Genomic DNA, 23889 nt, shown 5'->3' on the forward strand with positions numbered 1-23889 from the left:
TGCTCCGGTCTCGCCTACATTCTCCCGTGTTCCAGCGGTCGCTGGCGATGCATCAGGGCCCATTCGGCGTGTTCGGCCAGGGCGGCCTCGCCCAGCGCGTGGAGGATGGCGCGTTGCTCGGTGGCGTTGCTGGTCAGTGCCAGCGCCTTGCGCGCCTCGTCGAAGATGCGTTGCATGAAGCGGTATTGCTTGATGAGTTCCTTGTCGGCCTTCTTGAACGCATAAGCCTCGCGCACGGCGGCGAGGATCGACAGTACGCCCATGATGACCACCAGCGTGTTCTTGGTATCGGCGGCCAGGCGGTGTGCGAGCGCCGCCAGCACGATGCTGATGCCGATGCCGGCAAGCAGGCTGGAGAAGCCCAGCATTTCGGTAAAGCGATGCTGGCGCGTGCGCTGCGCGGCCTTGCTGCGGAAGTAGTCCACCTGGCCACCATGCGCGTCGTCGCCGACCCATTCGCTGATGACCTCGCGCAACTCGCTCTCCGGGTTGCCGCTGTCTGGCACGCGGTAGAGTGCGGCGCTGCGCATCACGTTGCGCGTCCAGCCAAGCTCGATGTCCTGTTTCTGCATGAAGCTGTCCTGCGCAAACTCGGGATCGCCGGTGAGCGAGATCCCGGCGCGGCGCCAGTAGCCTTGCACGCGCAGACCTTCCGCCAATGCCCGGTAATCCAGGTATTTGCGATGCCAGCCGCGGCGCCTGGCGAGCGTGGCCACCCATACGCCGCCGGCGAACAGCAGCAGGAATACGTAGATGAAGTCGTCCTGGTCGGGCAGGTTGTCGTAGATCGTGAAGGCGATGGCCATGATTGCTGCCAGCGTGTAGAGGGTCCGCATCGCCAGCAGCACGCGCTGGCGGAAGTGCACCGCCAGCCAGTCCGCTGCGCGAAACAGGGCCGCCTCCGGTCGCGCCAGCGTCGCGGTGTCGCTCGATGCCTTATCGGTAGCGGCGCTGCAGTGGATCTCGCTGCGGTATTTCAGGCAATCTGCGTCGAACTCGGCCATGCGCGCGAAAGTCTGGTGGAACATCGCAGGCATCGGCACGTCGGGCAATGAAACTTCGGTCTGCGTGCGCCACAGCAGCTGCCCTGGCTGCAGTGGCGGGAGCGGCGCGCCGTCGTCGGTATCGCGCGAGCAGACGATCTGGCAGACCAGCCGCTCGTCGCCGCTGCCCAGCAGGTGATGACGGCTGCCGCGGCGGCGCTCGGTCAGGCCCGGCATCACGCCGCTGAGAAAGAACTCCGCCACCTGGGCGGTACCGCCGAGCCGGGTCGACGCTTTGCCGTCCCAGATCGCCAGCAACAGATGGCAGTGCCGCGCAATGAACACGCCGGCCCGTCCGTACTGCCGATCGCGCTGGGGGCCAGGATTGCCGATGCCGCGGGGGGTGCTGTCCGGCAGCAGCGGCAGCTCGATCACCCGGGCACGCGCGGCGAGCGCATCGAAACGGTCGCGGGTGGCCGCGTGGTGGAAGTCCTCGACATAGAGTTCGCGCGGCAACGGCAGCGGCGCGATCAATCGCGCGCCGAGCGCCAACGCCTCTTCCGCCACCAACTGGTCGCCGCCCTCGGCCAGCGCGGACAGCACCACCAGCGGCAGCGCGGGAAAATCGCGCTGCAGTTGCGCCAGGAATTCCCGCACGCGGCGCCGCACCAGGTCGACTTCGCGGGCGGGAATGTTGCGGTGGCTGGTGACGCCGATCACCAGCGGTACGCTGGCAGGTGCGAGGGGGCAAGATCGATGTTCCATGCGAGGCACTGGGTTAGTGTCAGAGGTTCTTGATCTGTGGGTTGGTCGTTGTGTTCGGCGAGAGCGTGCCCAACTGTTCCACGTTCTGGTCGGAGTCGCGGTTGCTATCCTGGGTCTGGTCGTCTGGCTGCGGTTCGGCCGGGATGTTCTGATTGTCTTTGCTGGTCTTTGGCATGATGGTCTCCAGGCTTGACTGGTATGCGATGTTGCCGTTCGGATCGAGGTACCCTTGGCATTGCTTCCTCGCTGTCCCTGCGCCAAAGCGCCTGCATGGTGGCGCTACAGGTTCTTGATCACCGGATTCGTCGTGGTGGCCGTAGGCAGCGTGCTGATGGTCGAGTATGGGGCGCCATTGATCGTCGCGCAGAGCTGGTAGATCCACTCGCCGCTCGAGCTGGTGCTGTCGTTGGCATCGGTGATGGTGATCTTGTCGCCGTTGTTCGCGAGTTGCGCCTGACCGAACACGCCGGATGGAGGCGATTGGATCCAGGCGAACCCGGGATGGGTCGGATCGCTGATCGCATTGAATGATCCCGGGCTCACGCCGGGGCCGCTCAGGTGCCAGGTGATCGTCACCGACTGGCCGTGGGCGATCTGGTTTCCGTTACCCGACTGGTCGACGTCGAGGCTGCCGTTTTTCAGTGTCACCTCAAGTGTTACGTTGGGCATGTCGTACTCCTGCAGGGATCGATGGGCGGCGTGGAAGGCGGGCCGCAGCGCCTTGATTCAGGGCTTCGGGTGCGGCGTGCGCACCGCTGCCGTGACGGGCGCCGGAGTGCTGGCGTCGACCTGCATGATCTGCGCGATGCGCGTCGCGAAGGCGGGGTTTTCCGGGTAATCCACGCGGGCACGCCGCAGGATCGCCAGCAGCGCCGGGTCGCGGTAACCGGCATTCCAGAGGCGCTCGATCAGCAGCCTTGCTTCGGCATTTTTCTGCAGGCCAAGCAACGCCTCGACCTGCAGCGCGAGCAGGCGCGGATCGTCCTTGCCGTCCTTCACCGATTGGCTCGCCTCCCATGCCTCCTCGCGCAGCCGTCGTGTCGCTGCTGCGTCGCTGGCGGTGTCGGCGAGCAGCAGCTTCGCGGACAGCGTATCCAGCACCAGGCCGCGGTCATCCGGTTCCTTGGCGAGTAACGGTTGCAGGATGTTCATGGCGACCTGCACCTGCGCCTGCGCCGCCGCGGACTGTCCGCCGGCAAATGATTGCGCGGCCTGCTCGCTGCGTGCCGCGGCGTCAATCTGCTGCCATGTAACGTTTGCTGGATCCTGTCGAGTGAGCCTGGACAGGATGGCCAGCGCTTGTGCGGCCAGCGTCCGTGCCGCCGGCAGGTCCCCGTGCAGGCGTTTCAGGCGGCTCAATTGCACGAGATAGAGCGCCGATTTTGCCTGAAAGCCGGTTTGCGTCGGCGCGATCGCGATCAGCTGGGCGGCGATGTCGACCGCCTGCTGGAGGTCGCGGATGCCCGCGTCGACGTCGCCGGTCAGGGCCAGCGTGCGGCCTAGGATCGCGCGCACCCGCAGCATGTTTTCGCGCTGGTCATTGTTCTTGGGGTCGGCGGCGGCAAGCCGGGTTTCGATCGCGTCGTCGGCGTGGTACTCGGCGATCGCCTCTGCCAGATCGCCACGCTGCAAGGCCAGCTTGCCGAGATTGTTGTGTGCAATCCCCAATGCAGCCGACCAATCAGTGTTGACGGGATTGGCCGCGACCAACCCGCGACCCAGTGCCAACGCGTTCCGGTAGGCGCTGGCGGCGGCGGCCGGCTGCCCGCGTGCTTCCAGCACGTGACCGATATTGCTGTTGACGTTCAGCAGTTCGAACTTCAGCGACAGGTCATTGCCGGCACGCGCCTGTGCCTGCTGCAGCACGTTCTGCGCGGATTCGAAATCCCGCCAGGCGGCGTCCAGCTTGCCCTGATACCAGTCGGTCATGCCGACGAAGGACCACGACCGGGCATGGGCGACCTGCCGCGCCGCGTCGCCGGGTGCTTCCTCGGCGAGGCGCCCGGACAGCTGCAGGGCTGCCCGATACGACTCCATCGCGCCGGACAGGTTGCCTTGATCCAGGCGCACGCTGCCGATCTTCTCCAGTGCCTTGGCGCGCTGCTCCAGGGTCTCGTCGGTGACATCCGTGGCCGGCAGCGACTGGAAGTAGGCCATCGCTTTGTCGTCGACGCTCTGCATGATGTCCAGCCGGGCTGCTTGCGCCAGCTTGTCGTTCAGATCGCCGAGCATGAACCCGACCAGCGCCTCGGCCTGCTTCTGCCGGCGCTGGGCGGCCTGGCTGGCCTCCACCGCGGCGTGGCGCGAAACGATGGCGAGGACCGCCAGCGTGGTGGTCACCGTCATCACGGTCACTGCCAGTGCCGCCACCATCGTCATCCGCCGCGCGCGCCGCCGCAGCTCGCGCTGCTTGAGCATGTCGAAGCCCACGCCGAGCATCCCGGCGATCAGTTTCAGCTTGGCGTTCGCCTTGCCGTCCTTGTCCGGGCGGGCGTCGGCGGCGATGGGCTCGGCGCGTTGCGTGGCGAGCAGGCCGGTGGCGTCGAGCTCGAAGCGCAGCGCGGGGGCGAAACATTCCTCCGCCTCGCGGCCGGGCAGGTCGCTGGCGTTCGGTTCGCCGTCCACGATCAGGCAAAGGATCCGCTCGTCACGACCGAGGCGCTTGTACGCCAGCACTTCCTCGCTCACCCAGTGCGACGCCGCCGAATGCGGCGAGCAGATCACGATCAGGTTGGCGGATTGCTCCAGCGCCTCGATGATCTTGCGGCCGAGGTCGTGCGCGCTCGCCAGTTCGTCGCGGTCGCGGAAGATCGGCGTGAGGCGTCTGGGGATGGGGCCGGTCGTGGTGATCTGCCCGACCAGGCGTTTCGGCACCGCATAGGTTTCCAGCGCCTTGTGGAGCCAGTCGGCCCAGGTCTTGTCCTGGTGGCTGTAGCTGATGAAGGCGTAATACCGGAACCCTGGTGATCCCGTGCCCTGCGTCATGACATCCGGCACTCCCGTGCCTGGTCATGCAGTCCCTTGCGGGTTGTCCCCGCGTCGAGACGGCCGGCAGCAGCTCAATCACTACCGTGTCGGTGGTCTGTGCGTCGGCGCAACATAGCACCAATCATGAGAACTGCGTCACACTTTTCGGCACGCCGCGCCGGGTGGCGGGGTGGCGGGAGCCATGCCGCCCCGCGGGGGCGACGCGCCGGACCTGCGAGGCCCGGGCGCCCGGGCATGCGAGGTCGTGGTCAGCCGGCTTCCGGTTGCAGCGTCAGCGTGTGCGTGGCCTGGCCCGGCAGCAGCGGAGTGGGACGCCCCTGAACCCAGTCCTGGTGCCCTGCGCCGAAGAACGGCGAGAGCGGGTTGTCGCTCTGGCCGCCGGGCATTTCCAGAATGCCGCGGTCTTCGTGGCCGGGGGAGACGTCGAGCCGTTCGGAGGCGCCGAAGCCCGGTACCGCCACGCGCGGCATGTTGTGGTCGCCGGGCAGCGGCTGGTCGGGCATGTCGATGAAGCGGGCCAGCCATGCGGGCAGGGCGGCGGCCAGCGGATGCCTGATGTCGCTGCGATTGATCTCGCCCCAGTGGCGCGCGGCGAGGCCGCCGGGTTGCCGGTCGAGCTGCCGCGCCACCTGGAGCGCGGAGTCGGTGAGCAGGGCAGGCCAGTCGGGATACTTCGGATCGAGCAGCCAGTCGGGTCGCGCGTGGATCAGCATCCACACCGCCGCTTCCGGGCTGTGCTCGCCGGGCCAGCGGAAATCCGCATGGCGTTGTTTCACCCGCGCGACGAACGGCGCCAGCACCGCCTGGCTGACCTGTGTGCGGAAAGCGCGCACCAGCCGGTAGTCGACGCTGTCGACGGCGGCGCGGCCGCGCCAGTGGCGGGTGAGCCGGCTCATTTGCTGCAGCAGCGGGTCGTGGCTGTCGGCCAGTGTGCGTTGCAGCAGCGCCTGCCAGCGGGTGAGGAACAGCGCGTGGTCGTCGAGCTGGATGTCGAGCAGGTCGCCGGGGGTGAAGCTGGCGCGCGCGTGCAGGTCGTCGCGGATCTGCTGCGCGCGCGCGCCGAGATCGTGCCCGCCGTTGCCGAGCAGGCTCAGCGCGGCGCCGTCGACGGTGCGGTTGTTGGCGGTCCACAGTCTGCCGTCGGCGGGATTCTCGATGCGCGGGTACTGCGCGGGCGCGGCCCAGCCCTGCCAGCCGATGCCGGACGCGGACCAGTCCGACGGCAGCAGCGGGTCGATGCCCACGCGCAGCGGGATGCTGTTGCCGGCGATGGTCCAGCCGATGCTGCCGCTGCTGTCGGCCACCAGCAGGTTCTGCGGCGGCATGCCCAGGGTGGGTGCGAGCTGCAGCGCGTCGGCCACGTTTGCCACTTGCTCCATCCGCAGCAGGCCGAGGTTGTAGCTGCGTGGCTGTTGCGCGATCCAGGCCAGCGCCAGCGGCGTGCCGTCGGTGTCGGTGGCCATGATCGGGCCCCAGCGGGTGTCCTCCACTTTCAGGATGGTGTCGGGCTGGCCCTTGACCTGGATGTGCTCGTCGTGGGTTTCCAGCGTGGCCCAGCCGTCAGGCACCTTGTAGCGCGTGGAATCGGCCGGATCACGCCGCACGCGCACCCAGTCGGCCCAGTCGCCGTAGCTGTTGGTGAAGCCCCAGGCGACCTGGCCGTTGGAGCCGGCGATGATCGCCGGCGTGCCGGGCAGGCTGACGCCGTTGACGTCGCGCCGGCCGTGCGGTGCGCCGGCGTCGGGATAGCGCAAGCGGGCGCGGAACCAGATGTTGGGTACGCGCAAGGCCAGGTGCATGTCGTTGGCCAGCATTGCCGCGCCGTTGCCGGTGAGCCACCCGGCCACGGCGAAGTTGTTGCTGCCGGGGCGTGGCGCATCCAGCGCGGGTGCCACCGCGGCGGCCAGGCCCGCGGTGGCCGCATTGGCCGGCAACTGGCGCAGGTCCAGCACGTCCGCGCCGGGCACCACTGGCGAACGCGACAAGCGCCCGCGCAGCGGCGCCTCCCAGTCGGGGTCGGGCGCGAGCAGGAAATCCACCAGCGATGCCGGCAGCACGTCGCGCATCTGGGCAATGCGCAACTCGCGCTCGTTGCGCCCGCCGCTGTTGAGGTCCAGGTACATCGCCGCGATGACCAGGGCGCTGTCCTGCGGCTGCCACGGCTGCGGCTGGCTGCCCAGCAGCAGGTATTCCCACGGCCGCACGCGCAGGTCGGCCAGCCCCGCGTTGACGCCGGCGGCGTAGCGGCGCAGCACGTCCTTCTGCGCCGGCGGCATCGCGGCCCATGCCGCGTCGACCACCGCGCGCAGGCGATGGCGGCGATGGTCGAGATCCACCGGCAGCGCCGCCGGCCCCACCAGCGCGGCCAGCTCGCCCGCGCTCGCGCGGCGCATCAGGTCCATCTGGAAAAAGCGCTCCTGTGCGTGCACGTAACCCATCGCCCAGGTGACATCGGCGCGGTTGCCGCCTTCGATGGTGACCGTGCCCAGCGCGTCGCGGCTGATCGTCACCGGCGCCTGCAGCGCCGCCACCGCGCGCGTGCCGTCGAGCCGCGCGCGACCGCCGGCGAGCAGCCACCACGCCGCGGCGAAGGCAACCAGCAGCAAGGCCAGCAGGCTCGCCAGGACGGCGCGTGCGATGCGCCAGGAGCGTGAGGTCAAGGGCATGTCGTCATGGGGTGGGTGGTCACGGATCAAGGCTTGGCGAACACGGCAAAGATGCCGGCGTACGGCTTGACCATGAAGGCCGGCGCGCCGGCGTAGCCCGCGCCGTCCACGTAGATCTGCGAGATGCTGCCGTCCAGGTACAACGCATCGCGGCAATGCAGCTTGTCGCGGAACAGCCGTCCAAACGTGTGGAAGTTCACCGGCGCCTCGCTCACCGCGAATACCACCTCGTGCGGCGACGGCGCGCACACGCCGCTGCGCCACTTGAGGCTGGCCGAGTCGTCGATGAACTGCTCGTTGAGCTTGCCGTCGATCAGCAGCATCGGGCCGGACTGGGTCGCCGTCCGCACCGCCTTGTCGTCGGCCTTGAACGCCGCGCTGGTGCGCACCGCGGCATGGCCGTCCGGGTAGATCGCGAACACGCCATTGGGCAGCAGCGAGAAATTGCCCGATGCGGGATTGCCGTGGACCAAGTTCAGTGGCACCAGCGTCCTGCCGTCCTCCACGTACAGGCCCAGCGGCGCAAACTTGTGGTCGTAGATGCCGGCATTGGCCGCGAACAGCAACCGTTGGCCATGTGCCTCGCCCCACTGGCGCAGGCTCTCGACGCTGCCGAACGGCTGGCCATCCTGCGGATTGCGCCAGTGCAGGCCCAACTGTTCGCGCTTGAGGTTGATGTGCACGACCCGGTACTGCTGCCCGGCAAACGCCACCTCGTCGCTGTCCAGCGCCCGCGCCTTCGACGTGCAGCCGGGCAGGGTGAGCAGCAGGCCGAGCAACACCGCGGCCGGCATCCAGCGGCGGCGGTTTCGGGCGGTCGAGTGGCATGGGATGCGGAAAGTCATCCCCTGATGGTCGCGGCGCAGCGGCGATCGTGCAACCCCGCGCGCGCAACGTTCTCCCGCCGTGGGTCCGGCGCGTCGCCATTCGCCGTTAAACTCGGGTTTTTGCCGCGAGAGCGCGATGCCCTACACGCCGATCGTCGCCACCCTGGGTTACGTGTTGTCGCCGGATCGCAGGCAGGTGCTGATGATCCACCGCAACACGCGGCCGGACGACCAGCACCTGGGCAAGTACAACGGGCTGGGCGGCAAGATGGAGCCGGGGGAGGACATCGCCACCTGCATGCGGCGCGAGATCCGCGAGGAGGCCGCGATCGAGTGCGAGTCGATGCGCCTGCGCGGCACTCTGAACTGGCCCGGCTTCGGCAAGCACGGCGAGGACTGGCTGGGCTTCATCTTCCTGATCGACGCGTGGCGCGGCACGCCGCTGCAGGGCAATCACGAAGGCGCGCTGGAATGGGTCGCGCGCGCGCGGCTGCTGGAGCTGCCGATGTGGGAGGGCGACCGCCATTTCCTGCCGCTGGTGTTCGACGACGACCCGCGGCCGTTCCACGGCGTGATGCCGTACAAGGACGGCCGCATGCAATCCTGGTCGTTCAGCCGGTTCTGAAGCGCGCGTAGGGCGGGCACTGCCCGCCGACTCTCGCCGGTGGCGCGACGTCTACGCCACGTCGGCCAGCCACGCCTGGCTGGAGAACCGCTCGCGCGCCAGCGCTTCGGCGCGGGCCAGCTCGCCGGCGCGCAGGACGTCGTCGGCGAGTCCGTGGCGCTGGCGGAAGGTGGCGATCATCTGCTCGATCACCGCCTCGCGCGGCAGGCCGGTCTGGCTGCGCAACGGGTCGACCCGCTTGGCTGCGCTGGTGGTGCCCTTGTCGGACAGTTTCTCGCGGCCGATGCGCAGCACGTCGAGCATCTTCACCGCGTCGATGTCGTAAGCCATGGTGACGTGGTGCAGCACCGCGCCGCCGCGATGCGCCTGCGCGGCGCCGGCGATCTTGCCGCCTGCGGAAGTGATGTCGTTGAGCGGCTGGTACCACGCCTTGATGCCCAGCGTGGCCAGCGCCTCGATCACCCACTCGTCCATGCACGCATACGCCTGCTGGAACGACAGGCCCTTGATCAGCGACAGCGGCGCGCAGATCGAATAGGTGATGGTGTTGCCCGGCTCGATGAACATCGCGCCGCCGCCGGAGATCCGCCGCACCACCTCGATGCCGTGGCGCCGCGCGGCTTCCATGTCGACCTCGTTGCGCAGCGACTGGAAGCGGCCGATCACCACCGCCGGGGAGGCCCACTCCCAGACGCGCAAGGTCGGCGGACGATGCCCGGCGCCCACCTCGTGCACCAGCACGTCGTCCAGTGCCATGTGCAGGCTGGGCGATTGCGGCGTGGTGTGGATCAACTGCCAGTCGTGGTCACGCCATTCGCTGCGCATCATGCGGCATCTCCATCCACGGCACGGCGCACGGCAATCGCGATCGCCTGCGCGGAAAGGCCATACATCATCACATCGTCCGCCAGCCCGTGCTGGATGGCGGTGGCGAGGGCAGCCTCGTCGGCATCCTGCGGCCGGCCTTCCAGCGCCCGGTTGATCGCGTGCAGCGCGCTGTCCGGCTCCAGGAAGAAATCCCCGCTCACCTGCACGCCGGCAAGCCGGCCGTCGCGAACCTCCAGGTCGACCACCACCAGCTTGCCGCCGGGCATCTTGTATTCGCCGTGCATGGGCGCGTTCCGCGTATCGTCTGGACAGACGTGCAGTTTGCCTCGTTGTCGGCACCGATGCCAAAGACGGCGACTTCAGACCGCCGTCTTTGTGGGTTTCAGCGTATTTCCAGCTTCAGCACCCGGGCGATCGATTCCCGGGGAACGTATTTGCGGTTCCGGTTCTGCGTGGGCCGCACGTTGCGGCCGTCCTGGGCGATCATCGCGCCGTGCTCGAAGCCGGGGCCCGGCATGGCGGCAATGTCCGTGTCTCCGACGAGCATGTGCAGGCCGTGCCTCGGGATCGGCTCAATCGGGCGCTGGAAGAACCCGCTTCGTGAGTTGCCGTCCAGGGTTTGGACGTTGGCTACGACCCCGGCCACACCAGCGAGCGGTGAATCTGCGCGCCGGCCCAGGCGCCGTCGCCCACCGCAAGCGAAACCGAGTGCGGGATCTTCGCGGCGTCACCGCAGGCGAACACGCCCGGCACGGTGGTCTCCCTGGTTTCGCCGGTGGATATCTGCAGGCCCATCGGCGTCTCGACCAGTTCGCAACCGAGCTGTGCCGCGATCGGCGTCGAGGGTTCGTTCCGCGGCGCGGTGAACAGGCCGGCGAAGCTCACGCGTCGTCCGTTGGTGAGCACGACGTCGGCGTCTGCGTCGATCCGCACGATTCGCGTCGCTTCGACCGTCACGCCGCGGCGCGCCAGTTCCCGCGCGGCAGCCTCGTCGAGTTCGAACGTACCGTTGGGGAAGAACGTGGTGTTTCCCCACTCCGGCAGCAGTTGCGCCTGATGGATCGACATCGGCCCTGTCGCGATGACGCCGATGCGGCCCTGATCCAGTTCATAGCCGTGGCAATACGGGCAGTGGAAGATGCTCCTGCCCCAGCGCTCGGCCAGGCCGGGGATTTCGGGCAGCCGATCCGACACGCCGATCGCCAGCAGCAAACGCCTGGCTGAATACGTGGTGCCGCCACAGGCCACCTGGAAGTCGTCCCTCGTGCCGGTTGCTTGCTCGACCTCGCCATCCAGCCAGGTCAGCGTGGGATACGCGTGCAGTTGCTCGCGGGCAACGCGGGCCAGTGCGGCGGGATCGATGCCGTCCTGGCCCAGGAATCCGTGGGAATGACTGGCGCTGCGATTGCGTCGCTTGCCGCCGTCGATGATGAGCACGCTGCGGCGCGCCCGCAGCAGCTGCAGGGCCGCGGCCATGCCCGAGTAGCTGCCGCCGATGATGATCACGTCATGCTTCATGCCGGTGCCTCGACCGACGGGCGCCATGGCGGCGCGCGAAATCCGCGGCCAGCGCGGCCAGGGTGACCGACTCGAACCGCTGCAGCAGCAGTGCCTCGGCGTCGGCGAAGGCGGTGTCCAGCGCCGCATTGATCGCCTGCTCGACGAGGCATTCGGGATGTTCATTCCGGTTGCCCACGGCGAACAGTGCAGGCTCGCCCAGCGCTTCGTGCAACTGGCGCAGCGTGACCTTGGAGAGATCCGCCGAAATGCGCCAGCCGCCGGCGTGTCCGCGATCCGCCGTGACCAGGCCGGCCTCGCGCAGCAGGCCCATGGTGCGGCGGACCACCACCGGATGCGTGCCAAGGCACTGCGCCAGCGCATCGGACGTCATCGGCGCATCGCACTCGGCCATGTGCAGCAAGGCATGGAGTACGGCGGAAAGTCGGCTGTCTCGTTTCATGTAACAAACGATGTTACGTTAGTGCCTCCATGTCAAGCGGGCGAGGGCAGCATGTCTTCTTTCAACGATCCCCAGGCGGTGGCGCGATACACGGACGGGCCGCTGCGCCAGGTGCCCGGATTGCATGCGCTCCACCAGATGACCGGCCTGCTCCTGCACGAGCACGTGCCCTCCGATGGGCGCGTGCTGGTGCTCGGCGCCGGTGGAGGTCTTGAGCTCAAGGCCTTTGCCGAGACCTACCCGCACTGGCGTCTGCTCGGCGTCGACCCGTCGGCGCCGATGCTGGAATTGGCCGTCCAGACGCTGGGGCCGCTGGCGCCGCGGGTGGAGTTGCTGGAGGGCACCATCGATGCGGCTCCGGCCATCGAATTCGACGGCGCGGTTTGCCTGCTGACCATGCACTTCCTGTCCGTCGACGAACGCTTGCATGCGCTGCGCGAGCTGAGGCGCCGATTGAAACCCGGCGCCCCGCTCGTCATGGCACACCACAGCGTTCCCGATGCACGGGACGAAAAGCTGCGCTGGCTTGGCAGGCACGTGGCTTTCATGACTTCAAACGGCATGCCGGTGGCAACCCCGGCCGCCACGATCGAAGCGATGGCCAGCCGTCTCCCGCTGCTTCCCCCCGAAGCCGAGGTCGACTTGCTGGAGCAGGCCGGCTTCGAGCGACATGAGCTGTTCTATGCGGCTTTCACGTTCAAGGGATGGGTGGCGTATGCGGCTTCGTGAAAATCCTCCAACCTCATGCCTCGATCGGCAAAGGCTTGCGCGACAGACAGGCCGCGTGGATGCCGGGCCTCATCGTCTTGCCGGCCGGCAGCCATTCGATCGGGTCGCCGCGGGCGCACCGAATCCGGCGGGAAGCCAGATGCGTCAGCGCGCGGTCATGCCGCCATCCACGCGGTAATTCGCGCCGGTCAGGAACTTGCCGCGATCCGACACGAGCAGCGCCACGACTTCGGCGATGTCCTCGGTGGCGCCGATGCGGCCAAGCGGCAGAAGCTGCAGCCACGCGTCCGTGGAAAATCCCGGCGTCGTCCTGGCGAACTCGTCGGAGCCCGGCGTGGCGATGACGCCGGGCGACACGACGTTCACGCGGATTGCCGGCGCCACTTCCAGGGCGAGCGTGCGCGAGTAGTACTCGAGCGCCGCCTTTGCAGCGCCGTAGTGAGCAAAGGCGCCGAACGGCATTGCCGCCGCCGCCGAGGATATGTTCACGACGGCTGCAACCTTCGAGTCCCGAAGCGCGGGGAGGACGGCGTTGGTGAGGCGGATCGCGGCGAAGAGGTTGAGCTCGAGGCTGTCGTGCCATGCCTCGTCGGGAATCGTCGAGGACCCTTCCAGAAAAGCGCGCGCACCGCCCGCGTTGTTCACGAGGATGTCGAGGCCGCCGAGCGCCGCGATCGCCTGTGTCGCGATCGCCTCCACGCCTTCGCTAGTGGCGACGTCGCCGGATACGAACGTTGCCCCGGCGGGCATGTCGTCGTCGCGCTTGCGTGCGGCGACCACGACCTTGGCGCCGGCATCGAGAAGGCGCTGCGCGATCGCCGCGCCGATGCCGCGTGTGCCTCCGGTGACCAGGGCACGGCGGCCGGCAAGTTCTTTCGGGAAATCGGATGGGTTGGACATGGGATGTTCCTTGGTAGAGGTCGATGTTCATCGCGCCGTGATCCGGCCCGCGGGGTGGTCACGATCGTGTCGTGATCGCCCGGCATCGCTCACGGCTCCTTCTTGAATTTCGAATAGGTCGTGGAAAATCAGTGGGGCGGATGACTCGCGTCAGCGCTTCTGAAAAGCTCGTGGTGAATGCCGGCCGGGCCTGGCGCGTCAGATCTGCGCCAGCCCGCCATCGACGGCGAGCTCGCTGGCGGTCATGAAGCCGCTGTCCGACGACGCGAGAAAGGCCGCCGCCGCCCCGATCTCCGCCGGTTCGGCCATGCGCTGCAGCGGGTTCATCGAGGCGAACACCTTCATGCCTTCCTCGCCCACCGCGGCCTTGGCCAGTTCGGTCGCCGTCGGCCCGGGCGACAGCACGTTGACCCGGATGCCGGTGCCCTTCAGGTCCTGCGCGAAGGTCTTGGCGAGGTTGCGCACGGCGGCCTTGCTCGCGCTGTAGACGCCGAACGCCGGGGCGCCGGTGGTGCCGGCGCTCGATCCGGTCAGGATGATCGAGCCGCCCGGGCCCATCAGCGGCAGTGCCTTCTGCACCGTGAAAATCGTGCCCTTCACATTGGTGTCGAAGGTTTCGTCGATGTGTTCGGCGGTGATCTCGCCCAGCGGAAGCAGGCTGCCCGTCCCGGCGTTGGCGAACACGATGTCGAGCGTTCCGCGCTCGGCCTTCACCGTTGCGTAAAGCCGGTCGAGATCGGTCGGGTCCGAGACCGAACCCTGCACTGCGCGGGCGTTGGGGCCGAGTTCGGCCACCGCGGCGTCGAGCGCTTCCTGCCGACGGCCGTAGATGAAGACGAAGGCGCCGTCCTCGATGAAGCGCTTTGCCGCCGCGCGGCCGATGCCGGTGGCGCCGCCGGTGATCACCGCGGTCTTTCCATGCAACTTGCTCATGTCATGAATCCTGGATGGGGTTGCAACTGCCGAAGCAGTGATGGGGATGGCGCGCCGATCGCGATCCTTGTCGCGATGGCCGTACGCGCTCAGGGCTGCTGCTTGAACAGGTCCTGGAAAATCAGCGGGCCCCAGACGCGGCCGCGTGCCTGCACCAGGGTGCCGCCTTCGTCGAACCTGCCGAGGTTGACGGGGGCGAAGCCGAGTCGCTTGGCAAGGTCCGCCACTTGCGCGGTGGCCGCTTCGTCGTCGCCCGACAGGAACACCACCCGGTGGCCGCCCTGGACGTTCGGGTCGGTGGTCAGCGTGCGCGCCAGCAGGTGATTGAAGCCCTTGACGAACCTGGCGCCGGGGAACGACCTGGCGGCGAAGGCAGAGGAGGGGAGGCCGTCGAGCGTTTCGACGGGGGCATTCGTGTTCATCGCGTCGATGATCGTCTTGCCCTTCCAGTCCGGAAGCGCCTTGCCGACGTCCTGGTGCGCCTCGAACAGCACCGCCAGGATGATCACGTCCGCCTTGACCGCTTCCTGCAATGTCCGGGGGATAACCTTGGGGCCGATCGCCTGCGCTTGGGGCAACAGGGCTTCGGGCGGCCGCCGACTGGCGACCGTGACCTCGATGTCGTTGCGAGCGAACGCGCGGGCTAGGGCCTGGCCTATGGAACCGAAACCGATGATGGCGTAGCTCATGGGGATGATCCTTCTTGAGTGGAGTGATCCGGCCTGTTCGAGCCGGTTGCCCCACCTATCTGGGTCGCTTGACGCATCAATCCAATTGACGAAATATCGCTTGATACGATCTATTTTCTGGATAACCGATGCTCGACAACGTCACCATCAACCAGCTGCGTGCGTTCGTTGCGGTGTGCGACCAGGGCAGCTTCTCGGGTGCCGCGCGCAAGCTCGCGCGGGCGCAGTCGGCCATCAGCCACGCGATCAAGGCGCTGGAGAGTGCGTTCGACGTCGAGCTGTTCGAGCGCAACACGCGCAAGGCCCAGCTCACCGCGGCGGGGCGCAGCCTTCTGCCGGACGCCCGGGCGGTGATCTCGCGTACGGAGGAAATGAAGAACCGCGCCGGCGCGATCGCCAAGGCCGGCGTGCCGCAGGTATCGGTGGCGGTCGACGCCTACTTCCCGCGCGCCCACCTGGTCGACGGCTTGCGCACGCTGCAGGAAGAGTTTCCGACCGCCGCGATCAACCTGCGCATCACCACCATGCAGGGCGGCGAAAAGCTGGTGCTCGAAAAAGTGTGCGCGCTGGCCGTCACCATCAACGACGTGCCGGAAGTGAACCCGCAAGCCATCGAACGCCACTGGCTGCGCGAGGAGGAGATGGTGACGGTATGCGCGCCGTCCTATCCGCTCGCTTCGACACCCAAACCCATCCCGGTGGACGAGTTTGGCCGATACATACAGGTCATCGTCACGGACAACCAGCCCGGCGCCGAAGAGAGCCAGCAGGGTGTAGCCGGCAAGCGCCAGTGGCTGGTCAACGACCTGGGCGCCAAACGCGACCTGCTCAAGGCCGGCCTCGGCTGGGGACACTTGCCACGGCACCTGGTCAGCGAGGATCTGGCAAGCGGAGCGCTCGTCGAGCTTGAGCGTCGCGCCTGGCACATGGGCCCGCTGACGTTCGTGATCTCGCAGCGCCGGGGGCACGATTTCTCGCCGTGCGAGTTGCGGCTGATCGAGTTGCTCGGGAAACCTCGGCGTTCGCTCGTTTGAAGAAGTGGGAGAAAAGTGTCGGGGGCAATGCGCGACGGATGATGAGGGGCGGAATGGCAGGTTGAGGCCAATCAAAGGAGACCTGGTGAGCTGGCCCGGGTTTGACTGACCCTCTCGGACCGCACGCAGGGTGCCGAGCGAGAATTGCACGTCGAAGTCATGCATTTTCCTGAAGCCCGCGGAGCTCCCGCTTTCCGCGGCCGATCCCGGTGCCGAGTCGGTGCTGCCCATTGATGCCGAGGAGGTTTCCATCTGCCTGGAACAGGCACTGCCTGCCTTGACCTGGTCATCCGCTACGGATGCATCCGGGGAAGTGGGCGAGGGCCGGGTGGAATTTTCCCGACCCGGTGAGCATGCGACCCGGTCACTGGCGCCGCACTGCTCGCGTCGCTCGGACTGCACCCCGCTGGTACGGCGGCTGTGCGATCAGTTCGGTTGGGTTGCCTTTGACGAGTCGCCCCTGCTGTTCAAGCCTCACCGTCCACCCCCGGCACCGGGTTGAGGGAGACGTGGCTCATTGCCTTTTTCAGCTCCCCCATTCCGCAACCACGCGCGCGGCGACATGCCCACAGACTGGGTGAAAACCCGCGACAGTGACGACGCGTTGCGATAGCCGAGCTGCAGGCTCGCCGTTTTCAGCGAAGCGCCTTGGCGAAGCAGGGCCTGCGCGACGGCAACGCGCCATTGCGTGAGGTATTCGACCGGCGTGTGGCCGACGTGCTGCTTGAAGGCGGCGGCAAATGCACTGCGCGACATGCCGGCGGTCTCGGCCATGGCGGCCAGCGACCAGTCTGCGCCGGGCTGCTCGTGGATCGCGGTCAGTGTGCGCGCCAGCTTCGGGTCCGACAGGCCGGTCAGCATGCCCGGCGGCAGTTTCGCCTCTGCGGGATGGTCGAGCAGCCAGCGCAGCAGTTGCAGCACCAACACGTCGAACAGGCGGTCGGCCAGCAGGCGCTGGCCGCAGCGTACCCGCTCGGCTTCCGCGAACAGCAGCGCCAGCGTCTGCTCCAGGCCGTCCACCGCCCGCAGCGGCAGCACCAGCAGCGGCGGCAGGGCGCGCGCCAGCGGATGCCGCGCGCCGCCATCGAAATCAAGCGTGGCGCAGACGAAATCCGAACCCTCGGCCGGCGGGTTGTGGAAGCTGTGCGCCAGCGGGCGCGGGTAGAACAACAGGCTCGGTTCGGCCACCTCGATGCGGCGCGGCACACCGCTGCGCGGGCGATGCGTCACCACCAGTTCGCCCCGTCGCAACACGTGCAGGAAACCCCGTCCCGGCCGGGCGTCGAATTGCGCCAACCCGCACAGCGCCCCGGCATGAAACAGGTGCGCCCGCACGTGGAAGCGCTCCATCAGTGACGACAAGCGGTCGAGGGTAGCCATGGTTTGCTTCCGCATCCTGGACGATCAGTGGTATTTCATGGACAAAATAACACCTGTGGAGAGCGCTCCGGGGCGACGCTGGCCCCACGTCGCCAAGCATCCGCCAAGGCGGCACATCCCCGATGAGGAGTCGCCATGTCCACACACTCGCCGTTGCATCCACGTCAGCCGCTCGGCACCCGCGCGCGTCTTGCCATCGCCGTGGCACTGCTGCTGGGCGGTTCGGCCAGCTTCGCCCATGACGGCACCACGCACGCTGGTGGCATCGCCAGCGCACCGGCCAAAGCCGTGCAGGCACCGTTCGACATCGTGCATACCAGGGTCAGCACCGAGGGAAACATCGCCACGTTTCACATCGCCGTATCCGGCAAGGCCGGCGACAGCAAGCCGGTGAAGACCGGCAAGCTCGCCGGCAGCAGCGTGTTCTCCTACGTGTGGCCGACCACGCTCGATCCCTACCTGGTCGGCTTCGAGCATGGCAGCGGCATTCTCGCGTTCGCGGTCACTGCGCATCCCGACTTCGACGACACCCCGCTGTTCGACGAGAACGGCGATGGCGACCCCGGCAATGATGGCAACCTGTGGCACTCGCACTGGGTGGTGCTGCAGCCCGACGACGCCTGCGGCAAGGGCGCGCTGAAGGTGGTCGACATCGCCGAGGGCAGCAAGCCGCGACTGCCCAGGACCTGGCCAGGCCTGCCGATCCTGATCGACAGCCCCGGCTGGAGCCCCGTCTTCGACGACCACTCGCTGGAGGTGCGGGTGCCGTTCGACGACATCGGCGCCGTCGACGCCGCCGGTTTCGACGGTGTCACCGCCGCCTTGCGCGTCAACGCCAGCGTGCACGATCCGCTGCTGTGCGTTGTCGACGTGTTCAAGGTGGCCTCGGGCGACTTGTCACGACCGGGCAGGGTCAATCGCTGATCGGGGAGGGGCGGCGGCTGGCTGTTCTGTCGTACGCGGTGCGCCTCGTCTCGCGCATCGGCCAGCCGCCCTGACCCTCCGCCGACGTATTCCGCCAAGCAGGTGATTCGCGCGACTGCGTGGTGTGGCGGTGAGGGGGTGAGACGGACGCGCTTCGCCTCGACGGCCGCGGGGAGTACCGTGCATCGCATCGGCTGCGTCGCCAGCCATCTGCTTTCCCCTGCTTCATGCCCGACGACCTGGCCTACCTTTCCGTCGATACGCCGCTGGGCGTTTTCCTCGTCGCCGAGCGCGACGGAGCCCTGAAAGGCGGCTGGTTCGAGGGGCAGAAGTACTTTCCGGCCATCTCGCCGGAAGCCGGGTGGCGGAAGGCCGCGACGCCCTTGTTGCACGAGGCCGGGCGGCAGCTGGACGCCTATTTCGCCGGCGAGCTGACGCACCTGGAGATGCCGCTGGCGCCGGAAGGCACCGCGTTCCAGCAGCAGGTGTGGCGCGCGCTGTGCGCGGTGCCGTACGGGGAGACGACGACGTACGCGGCGTTGGCGCGGGCGATTGGCCGGCCCGAGGCGTTCCACCCGGTGGGCGCGGCGGTGGGGCGCAACCCGATTTCGCTGTTCGTGCCTTGCCACCGCGCGCTGGGCAGCAACGGCTCGCTGACCGGCTACGCGGGCGGGCTGGCCCGCAAGCGCTGGCTGCTCGATCACGAAGGACGCGAGCGCCGCTTGTTCGATTGAGCCGGGAATGACGGCCCCGACCAGGATGCCTTGTCGGGCGGCTTTGGCATCCAGGTGCAGATCACGGCGGCGCGCGGCCGCCGCTTGAACCCGGCGCCCTCCGCCCCTTTGCTGCCGTTGATTGGCCGGGTCGCGAGGCTCGCGAGCGGTCTCGGGCCTTAGCCCTGCACTGGCTGCGGCTCGCCCATCCCGCCCTGCAGCGCCTGTCGATCGATCTCCGCCCGCAGCAACGCCGTCGCGATATGGATCTCCCTGCTGCCGGCCTGGTTCAGCGTCTGGATGAATCGTTCCAGGCTGCCTGGTGCGACACCTTCACGCAACGCAGGCAGCATGACGAGCCAGTCGCCCTTGATGCGACCTTGCTCCAGGTAGATGTCCATCAATTTCTCCGCCTCGAACCAGAACGGGGATGTTCCGACCTTGACGGGTATGTCGATGGTATTCACGCTCCAGGCACCCCACTCCGCGACGTGCGTGTCGGCTTTGGGCGCTCCGGCCCTCGCGAGCCCTCCGCACAGCAGCGACAGGGCTGCCTCCCGCGCCTGCGCGCTGATCCCTGCCTGCAGCAGCGCGGTTACCGCGGCGGCTCGTTGAAGGGCCACCGCCATCCACAGGGCGTGCTCGCGCTCCTCGTGCGAGGTGCACCGCGCCACGACTCCGGCGGCGGCCTAGGGCGTGTCGTCGTTCCACAGCAATTCGATGATCGCCTGCTTGAACTCGAACTGCCTGCTCTGTGCTTCCGTTGTCATGGGCGTTCCTGGGGTGCTCGTGATTTCGTGGTACGACGGCGGCAACCGGCAGCGTCCGCGTGGACAGTCGGCGCGAACGCCTGACGGTCGTGGGCAGGTTCAACCGCGTCTTCCACGCTGGTGATGATTGCCGATACCGGCAGGTGCCGCAGTGGAGAAGGACTTTCGCTGGCGCCGCGTGCCGCTGCCAGCTTGCGGGGGCGGCCCGCGTCTGGCCTATTGCTTGGTGCGTCAGCGAGAGGAAGCGATGAAGCTGTTGGGTGCGTAAAGCACCCAGTCGGCTTCCTCGCCGTTCACCGCCACGTGAGCATTGAACGCGACGCAGCTGTGATCCGGGCAGGGACTGGCGTACGCCATGTTGCCCGGGGCGGGAGCGAGCAGCGCATAGTCATGCCTGGCATTGATCTCGCGGCAGAACTCGGGTGCGCCGCCGATGATCTTGATCACCACCGGGTTTGCATAATATCTGTGGTCCAGCACCTGCAGCTTGAATTCTTCGGAGGTACAAGCCCAGGCGCCAGACTTGAAGCTGACCGAAGTGGCCTGGGCGGGCGGCGCAAGCAGCGCTTCCTGCGCGAGGGTCGGCATCAGGCCGTTCCTCCCGAAATGCCAGAGAAGAATGCCGCCAAACACCACCAGCCCCACCAATGCCCGCTTCAACATCTTTGTCTCCCCCTCGATCCTCCATGGATCGTCGTGACGCAGAATTGCACCGCATTTCAGGGGCGTCAAACCAGGCAAGCGAAACCGGGGCGGAGAAAGTCAGTGCCCTCTGCTCGATGTCCGCGTGCTTCGGCGGCCTCGGACGGCGCAAGCTCACCAGGTGGCCGATGGTCTTTTCCTCCATGGCCTCGATTGACTTCCTTCATTCCGCTTTCGGCGGCAGTTGAACCCGGCGCGTGCTGTCGCCAGAATGGCCCGGCGGCGCAGGTGGCGGTCGCACAGGGTATGGGGAATGTACCGGTCGGCTGTGCCGTCGGATTGCAGCGCCCGCGAATCGGGCGCGAGGGGACGCTCATTTGATTTTCTACGCAACGGGCCTGCTGCTCGTCGTCGGCGCGGTCTGGCTGTTCAATCGACTGGTGCGGCTGCGCAATCAGGTTCGCAACGCGTGGAGCGATGTCGACGTGCAGTTGCAGCGTCGCCACGATCTGGTGCCCATGCTGGTCGAAGCGGTCAAGGGTTACGCCAGCCATGAGCGGCAGTTGCTGGAACGTGTCGCCGCCGAGCGCAGCGCGGCGATGCGCGGCGGAACCCCGGCGCAGCGGATCGCGCCCGAGATTGCGTTGGGCCAGCAACTGGTGCGCCTGGTCGCGCTGGGCGAGGTTTACCCGGAGCTCAAGGCCAGCGGGAACTTCAGCCAGCTTTCGGACGAGCTGGTGGAGGTGGAGAACACCTTGCAGCACGCCCGGCGCTTCTACAACGGCTCGGTGCGCGAGTACAACACGGCGCGCGAAACGTTTCCCACCTTGCTGATCGCCGCGCCGCTCGCCTTCAGGCCCGCGGAGTTCTTCGCCGCCGACGCCGATGCCAGGGCCAATGTCCAGGTCAGGCTCGGGGAGCCTGCATGAGGCTTGCCGGCGGTCTCGTGCGGCATCGGATCTCGCGCATGTTGTGCCTCGTTGCCGTGACGCTTGCCGCCGGCAGTGCGATGGCGCAGGACGCCGGTCAGTCCGGTGTCGAACCCACCACGATGACGCGCGATACGTCGATCTGGGTCAACCACGACTACTCGATCGAGGTCAGCGAGACTACGGAGGTCAACGCGGCGACCCCGTGGGAGTTCCATCGCGACCTGGTTCTTCCGGGCCGCAAGCTCGCACTTCGCGACGTGTTCCTGATGGGGGCTGCCGAGAACGGCGACGGGGTGACGACCGAGGTTGCGCCGCTGGGCGATGGCGTGCGTATCACCGTGCATCCGACACGTCGCGTGGGGATGCAGTTGTTCGAACTCGATTACCGCGTCCTGTACAAGGCGGTCGACGATGGCAAGCTCGTTTGGCCGCTCACCTCGGCCACCGATCGACTGTCGCTGCAGCGTGCGAAATTGGTGGTGAAGCTGCCGCAGGAAACGCCTTCCAGTCAGATCCATGCGCAGTTCCAGCTCGACGGTGCGCCTGTCACGGCAGGGGATCGCCGAGTCACCGGAACCAAGGTCGACCTGGGTTGGCACGATGCCGTCGCGCCGGGGCAGGTGTTGGGCGCGGTGCTCACGTTTCCCGAGGTGGCCGAGGCATCGACCCCCCTTTTGTCGGCGGGGCCGGCCTGGATGTTCAACGGCACCGTGTGGCTGGCCGTGCTGGCGTTGTACTACCTCCTGGCGAAAATTTTCTTCACCGGCGGCGGCGACGGCAAACCCGTGATCGTGGAGTACGAGCCGCCGACCGGCTGGTCCGCCGGCGCCGTGCGGTTGCTGTGGCACGGTGCCTGGGATGAAAAATGCTTTGCCACCGGCGTGCTCGGCATCGCCGCCAAGGGTGGGCTCACGCTGGCCCGGCAGGACGATGGCACATGGGTGGCAACGCGAACCGGCGGTGACCTTGCCCCGGCCTTGACGATGGACGAACACCGGCTGCGTTCGGCGTTGTTCGCGTTTGGCCCCACGGCGGAGTTCTCCGAGGCCCATGCCGACAGCACCGGCCTTGCCGAGCTTGCTTTCCGGCGTGCGCTGGAGAATCGCTGCGCGGGCGAACGTCCAGGCGATCCCGCCTGGCTGTTGATCCCCGGCTGGCTGACCGCGCTGACCGGCGCCACGCTGTTGTTCTTCGGCATCGACAGTCGTTTCGTGATCCTGGGCGAGATTGCGGCTCCCAGCCTCGTCGGTGCGCTCGTCGTGGCGATGCTGATGGACGTGGTCCCGCTTGCGATCCTGCGCGCCACTCGCGCGCAGGTGTACGTCGTGGCCGCGATCGCCGCGATCGGATTGCTGGGCGGCGGCGACCGGCTGGACTGGCTGACGGGCGCCGCGCTGCTCGCCGGCCAGGTCGCCGCGGGCTGGTGGTTGCTGCGCCAACCGCCGCGGGAGACGCCGTTGCGGCGCAAGCTGCACGGCTTCCGCTGGTACCTCGGCACCGCCGAACAGCAGGACATGGATGCGCGCTACAAGCCGTCGCTCCATCCCGAACTCCAGGCGAGCCTGCTGCCGTACGCGATGGCGCTGGATGTGGCGGTGACGTGGAACGCTCGCTTCGCGCATTCGCTCGAAGAGGCGGGAGGGCAAGAGGATTTCATTGCCAGCCTGAATCCCGACCATGACGACGCCGCGCTGGAACTGCTGGCTTTTGCACAGGCGATGGCGCGTCGCATCCCGAAATGAAGGGCGCATGCGATGGAAACGCGGCGGCCGGTCGCTGGACAGGGCCGGGAGGCTAGGGCGAAAGTTTGCGGCGAGTCACGGGCCAGCCTGCGTCCCGTAGCCATCCCGCCGGAAACACGACAGCGCGCCGATTCGCCGATGGCCGTACCCCGGACGACTGTCGAGTCCGGTGCGCCGCCAGTGAAGCAGGGAAGATGTACGCTGCGTGGTTGAAGTGATGCCCGCGGCAGCTGGCGCCGCGGGTCGTGCAGCAGGGATGGAGATTGCGATGACGTCCGCAGCAGCCCCCGAGTGGCGCACCAGCGCCTGGTTGAACACGCCCGAGCCATTGACCCTCGGCCATTTTCGCGGGCGGGTGGTGCTGCTGCACGCGTTCCAGATGCTCTGTCCGGGTTGCGTGGCGCACGGCATTCCGCAGGCGCAGCGCGTGGCGAAGCTGTTCGAGGGCGCGCCGCTGGCGGTGGTCGGCTTGCACACGGTGTTCGAGCACCACGCGGCGATGGGGCCGGAGTCGTTGCGCGCGTTCCTGTACGAATACCGCATCGCGTTTCCGGTCGGCATCGATGCGCCCGGCCCGGCCGGCGATCCGATTCCGTGCACCATGCGCGCGTATGCCATGCAGGGCACGCCGACCACGATCCTGATCGACGCGCAGGGGCGGTTGCGTCGGCAGGTGTTCGGCCAGCACGATGACCTGCTGCTCGGCGCGGAGATCGGTACGTTGCTGGCAGAGCTGGAGCAGTCGCGCCCGCAGATGGCAGACGCGGCGCCCGCGGCAGAGGCTTGCAGCGAAGATCGCTGCGGGATCACGGCGGGTGCGCGGCCGCCGCCGTCGTAGCGACGCCTCGCACGGCTGAAG

At 67.7% G+C, this 23889-nt stretch carries 26 protein-coding genes; 9 read left to right on the forward strand and 17 right to left on the reverse strand.

Going from position 1 to position 23889, the window contains the following annotated elements; genetic code table 11:
* Positions 1-14: 14 nt before the first annotated feature.
* From ACVCMI_RS07445 to ACVCMI_RS07470, 6 genes are all read right to left on the reverse strand, one after another.
* The gene (locus ACVCMI_RS07445) at positions 15-1748 is read right to left on the reverse strand and encodes a hypothetical protein (RefSeq protein ID WP_447099304.1); all 1734 of its coding nucleotides are present in this window, start codon (positions 1746-1748) and stop codon (positions 15-17) included.
* 19 nt (positions 1749-1767) lie between these two features.
* Positions 1768-1923 (reverse strand): hypothetical protein, encoded by a 156-nt coding sequence (locus ACVCMI_RS07450; protein ID WP_168709697.1) that lies wholly within the window; start codon positions 1921-1923, stop codon positions 1768-1770.
* A 104-nt stretch (positions 1924-2027) separates the two neighbouring features.
* A complete protein-coding gene (locus tag ACVCMI_RS07455) occupies positions 2028-2417 on the reverse strand; it encodes a hypothetical protein (RefSeq protein ID WP_136259908.1) in 390 nt (129 codons plus the stop codon).
* Positions 2418-2474: 57 nt separating this feature from the next.
* Positions 2475-4733, reverse strand: a complete 2259-nt coding sequence (locus ACVCMI_RS07460) for a toll/interleukin-1 receptor domain-containing protein (RefSeq protein WP_447099303.1) — start codon at positions 4731-4733, stop codon at positions 2475-2477.
* Positions 4734-4984: 251 nt separating this feature from the next.
* Entirely contained in the window at positions 4985-7402 is a 2418-nt protein-coding gene (locus ACVCMI_RS07465) for a penicillin acylase family protein (protein ID WP_447099302.1), read from the reverse strand.
* Positions 7403-7428: 26 nt separating this feature from the next.
* A complete protein-coding gene (locus ACVCMI_RS07470; RefSeq protein WP_447099474.1) occupies positions 7429-8196 on the reverse strand; it encodes a phosphodiester glycosidase family protein in 768 nt (255 codons plus the stop codon).
* 169 nt (positions 8197-8365) lie between these two features.
* On the opposite strand from ACVCMI_RS07470, the gene ACVCMI_RS07475 reads away from it, so the two are divergent.
* Positions 8366-8854: an NUDIX hydrolase gene (locus ACVCMI_RS07475; protein ID WP_447099301.1), complete on the forward strand. Its 489-nt coding sequence runs from the start codon at positions 8366-8368 to the stop codon at positions 8852-8854.
* Between the two features lie 51 nt (positions 8855-8905).
* Here ACVCMI_RS07475 and ACVCMI_RS07480 read toward each other — a convergent pair whose 3' ends face one another.
* From ACVCMI_RS07480 to ACVCMI_RS07500, 5 genes are all read right to left on the reverse strand, one after another.
* A complete protein-coding gene (locus tag ACVCMI_RS07480; protein WP_447099300.1) occupies positions 8906-9682 on the reverse strand; it encodes a lipoate--protein ligase family protein in 777 nt (258 codons plus the stop codon).
* Entirely contained in the window at positions 9679-9966 is a 288-nt protein-coding gene (locus ACVCMI_RS07485; protein WP_395117375.1) for a biotin--protein ligase, read from the reverse strand. Before ACVCMI_RS07485 ends, ACVCMI_RS07480 begins: the two co-directional genes overlap by 4 nt.
* A 98-nt stretch (positions 9967-10064) precedes the next feature.
* A complete protein-coding gene (locus ACVCMI_RS07490) occupies positions 10065-10229 on the reverse strand; it encodes a hypothetical protein (RefSeq protein ID WP_447099299.1) in 165 nt (54 codons plus the stop codon).
* Between the two features lie 83 nt (positions 10230-10312).
* The gene (locus tag ACVCMI_RS07495; protein ID WP_447099298.1) at positions 10313-11200 is read right to left on the reverse strand and encodes an NAD(P)/FAD-dependent oxidoreductase; all 888 of its coding nucleotides are present in this window, start codon (positions 11198-11200) and stop codon (positions 10313-10315) included.
* Positions 11190-11642, reverse strand: a complete 453-nt coding sequence (locus ACVCMI_RS07500) for an Rrf2 family transcriptional regulator (RefSeq protein ID WP_447099297.1) — start codon at positions 11640-11642, stop codon at positions 11190-11192. Before ACVCMI_RS07500 ends, ACVCMI_RS07495 begins: the two co-directional genes overlap by 11 nt.
* Positions 11643-11693: 51 nt before the next feature.
* On the opposite strand from ACVCMI_RS07500, the gene ACVCMI_RS07505 reads away from it, so the two are divergent.
* Positions 11694-12371 (forward strand): class I SAM-dependent methyltransferase, encoded by a 678-nt coding sequence (locus ACVCMI_RS07505; protein ID WP_447099473.1) that lies wholly within the window; start codon positions 11694-11696, stop codon positions 12369-12371.
* 144 nt (positions 12372-12515) lie between these two features.
* Here the strand turns inward: ACVCMI_RS07505 and ACVCMI_RS07510 are convergent, their stop codons facing one another.
* From ACVCMI_RS07510 to ACVCMI_RS07520, 3 genes are all read right to left on the reverse strand, one after another.
* Positions 12516-13271, reverse strand: a complete 756-nt coding sequence (locus tag ACVCMI_RS07510) for an oxidoreductase (protein ID WP_447099296.1) — start codon at positions 13269-13271, stop codon at positions 12516-12518.
* A gap of 198 nt (positions 13272-13469) precedes the next feature.
* Positions 13470-14204, reverse strand: a complete 735-nt coding sequence (locus ACVCMI_RS07515; RefSeq protein ID WP_447099295.1) for an SDR family NAD(P)-dependent oxidoreductase — start codon at positions 14202-14204, stop codon at positions 13470-13472.
* An 89-nt stretch (positions 14205-14293) separates the two neighbouring features.
* Positions 14294-14893 carry an NADPH-dependent F420 reductase gene (locus tag ACVCMI_RS07520; protein ID WP_447099294.1) on the reverse strand — a complete coding sequence of 200 codons (600 nt, stop codon included), beginning with the start codon at positions 14891-14893 and terminating at the stop codon, positions 14294-14296.
* Between the two features lie 128 nt (positions 14894-15021).
* Here ACVCMI_RS07520 and ACVCMI_RS07525 point away from each other — a divergent pair, with 128 nt between their 5' ends.
* Positions 15022-15927, forward strand: coding sequence for a LysR family transcriptional regulator (locus tag ACVCMI_RS07525; RefSeq protein WP_447099293.1), 906 nt, complete (start codon positions 15022-15024; stop codon positions 15925-15927).
* Between the two features lie 474 nt (positions 15928-16401).
* Here ACVCMI_RS07525 and ACVCMI_RS07530 read toward each other — a convergent pair whose 3' ends face one another.
* Positions 16402-17307: an AraC family transcriptional regulator gene (locus ACVCMI_RS07530; protein WP_447099292.1), complete on the reverse strand. Its 906-nt coding sequence runs from the start codon at positions 17305-17307 to the stop codon at positions 16402-16404.
* Positions 17308-17442: 135 nt separating this feature from the next.
* Between ACVCMI_RS07530 and ACVCMI_RS07535 the strand changes: the two genes are divergently transcribed.
* A complete protein-coding gene (locus ACVCMI_RS07535) occupies positions 17443-18231 on the forward strand; it encodes a hypothetical protein (protein ID WP_447099291.1) in 789 nt (262 codons plus the stop codon).
* A 227-nt stretch (positions 18232-18458) separates the two neighbouring features.
* On the forward strand, positions 18459-18965 hold the full coding sequence (locus tag ACVCMI_RS07540) for a methylated-DNA--[protein]-cysteine S-methyltransferase (protein ID WP_447099290.1): 507 nt from the start codon (positions 18459-18461) through the stop codon (positions 18963-18965).
* A gap of 158 nt (positions 18966-19123) precedes the next feature.
* Here ACVCMI_RS07540 and ACVCMI_RS07545 read toward each other — a convergent pair whose 3' ends face one another.
* Positions 19124-19618, reverse strand: a complete 495-nt coding sequence (locus tag ACVCMI_RS07545; protein WP_447099289.1) for a hypothetical protein — start codon at positions 19616-19618, stop codon at positions 19124-19126.
* A gap of 327 nt (positions 19619-19945) precedes the next feature.
* Entirely contained in the window at positions 19946-20377 is a 432-nt protein-coding gene (locus tag ACVCMI_RS07550; RefSeq protein ID WP_395117402.1) for a hypothetical protein, read from the reverse strand.
* 23 nt (positions 20378-20400) lie between these two features.
* On the opposite strand from ACVCMI_RS07550, the gene ACVCMI_RS07555 reads away from it, so the two are divergent.
* From ACVCMI_RS07555 to ACVCMI_RS07570, 4 genes are all read left to right on the forward strand, one after another.
* Positions 20401-20604, forward strand: coding sequence for a hypothetical protein (locus ACVCMI_RS07555; protein WP_447099288.1), 204 nt, complete (start codon positions 20401-20403; stop codon positions 20602-20604).
* A 129-nt stretch (positions 20605-20733) separates the two neighbouring features.
* Positions 20734-21285, forward strand: coding sequence for a LemA family protein (locus ACVCMI_RS07560; RefSeq protein ID WP_395117404.1), 552 nt, complete (start codon positions 20734-20736; stop codon positions 21283-21285).
* A gap of 80 nt (positions 21286-21365) precedes the next feature.
* The gene (locus ACVCMI_RS07565) at positions 21366-23030 is read left to right on the forward strand and encodes a hypothetical protein (protein WP_447099287.1); all 1665 of its coding nucleotides are present in this window, start codon (positions 21366-21368) and stop codon (positions 23028-23030) included.
* A gap of 268 nt (positions 23031-23298) precedes the next feature.
* Complete coding sequence (locus tag ACVCMI_RS07570; RefSeq protein WP_447099286.1) at positions 23299-23868, forward strand: peroxiredoxin family protein; 570 nt, start codon at positions 23299-23301, stop codon at positions 23866-23868.
* Positions 23869-23889: the final 21 nt, after the last annotated feature.

It is taken from the genome of Rhodanobacter sp. UC4448_H15 (genome assembly GCF_052978265.1).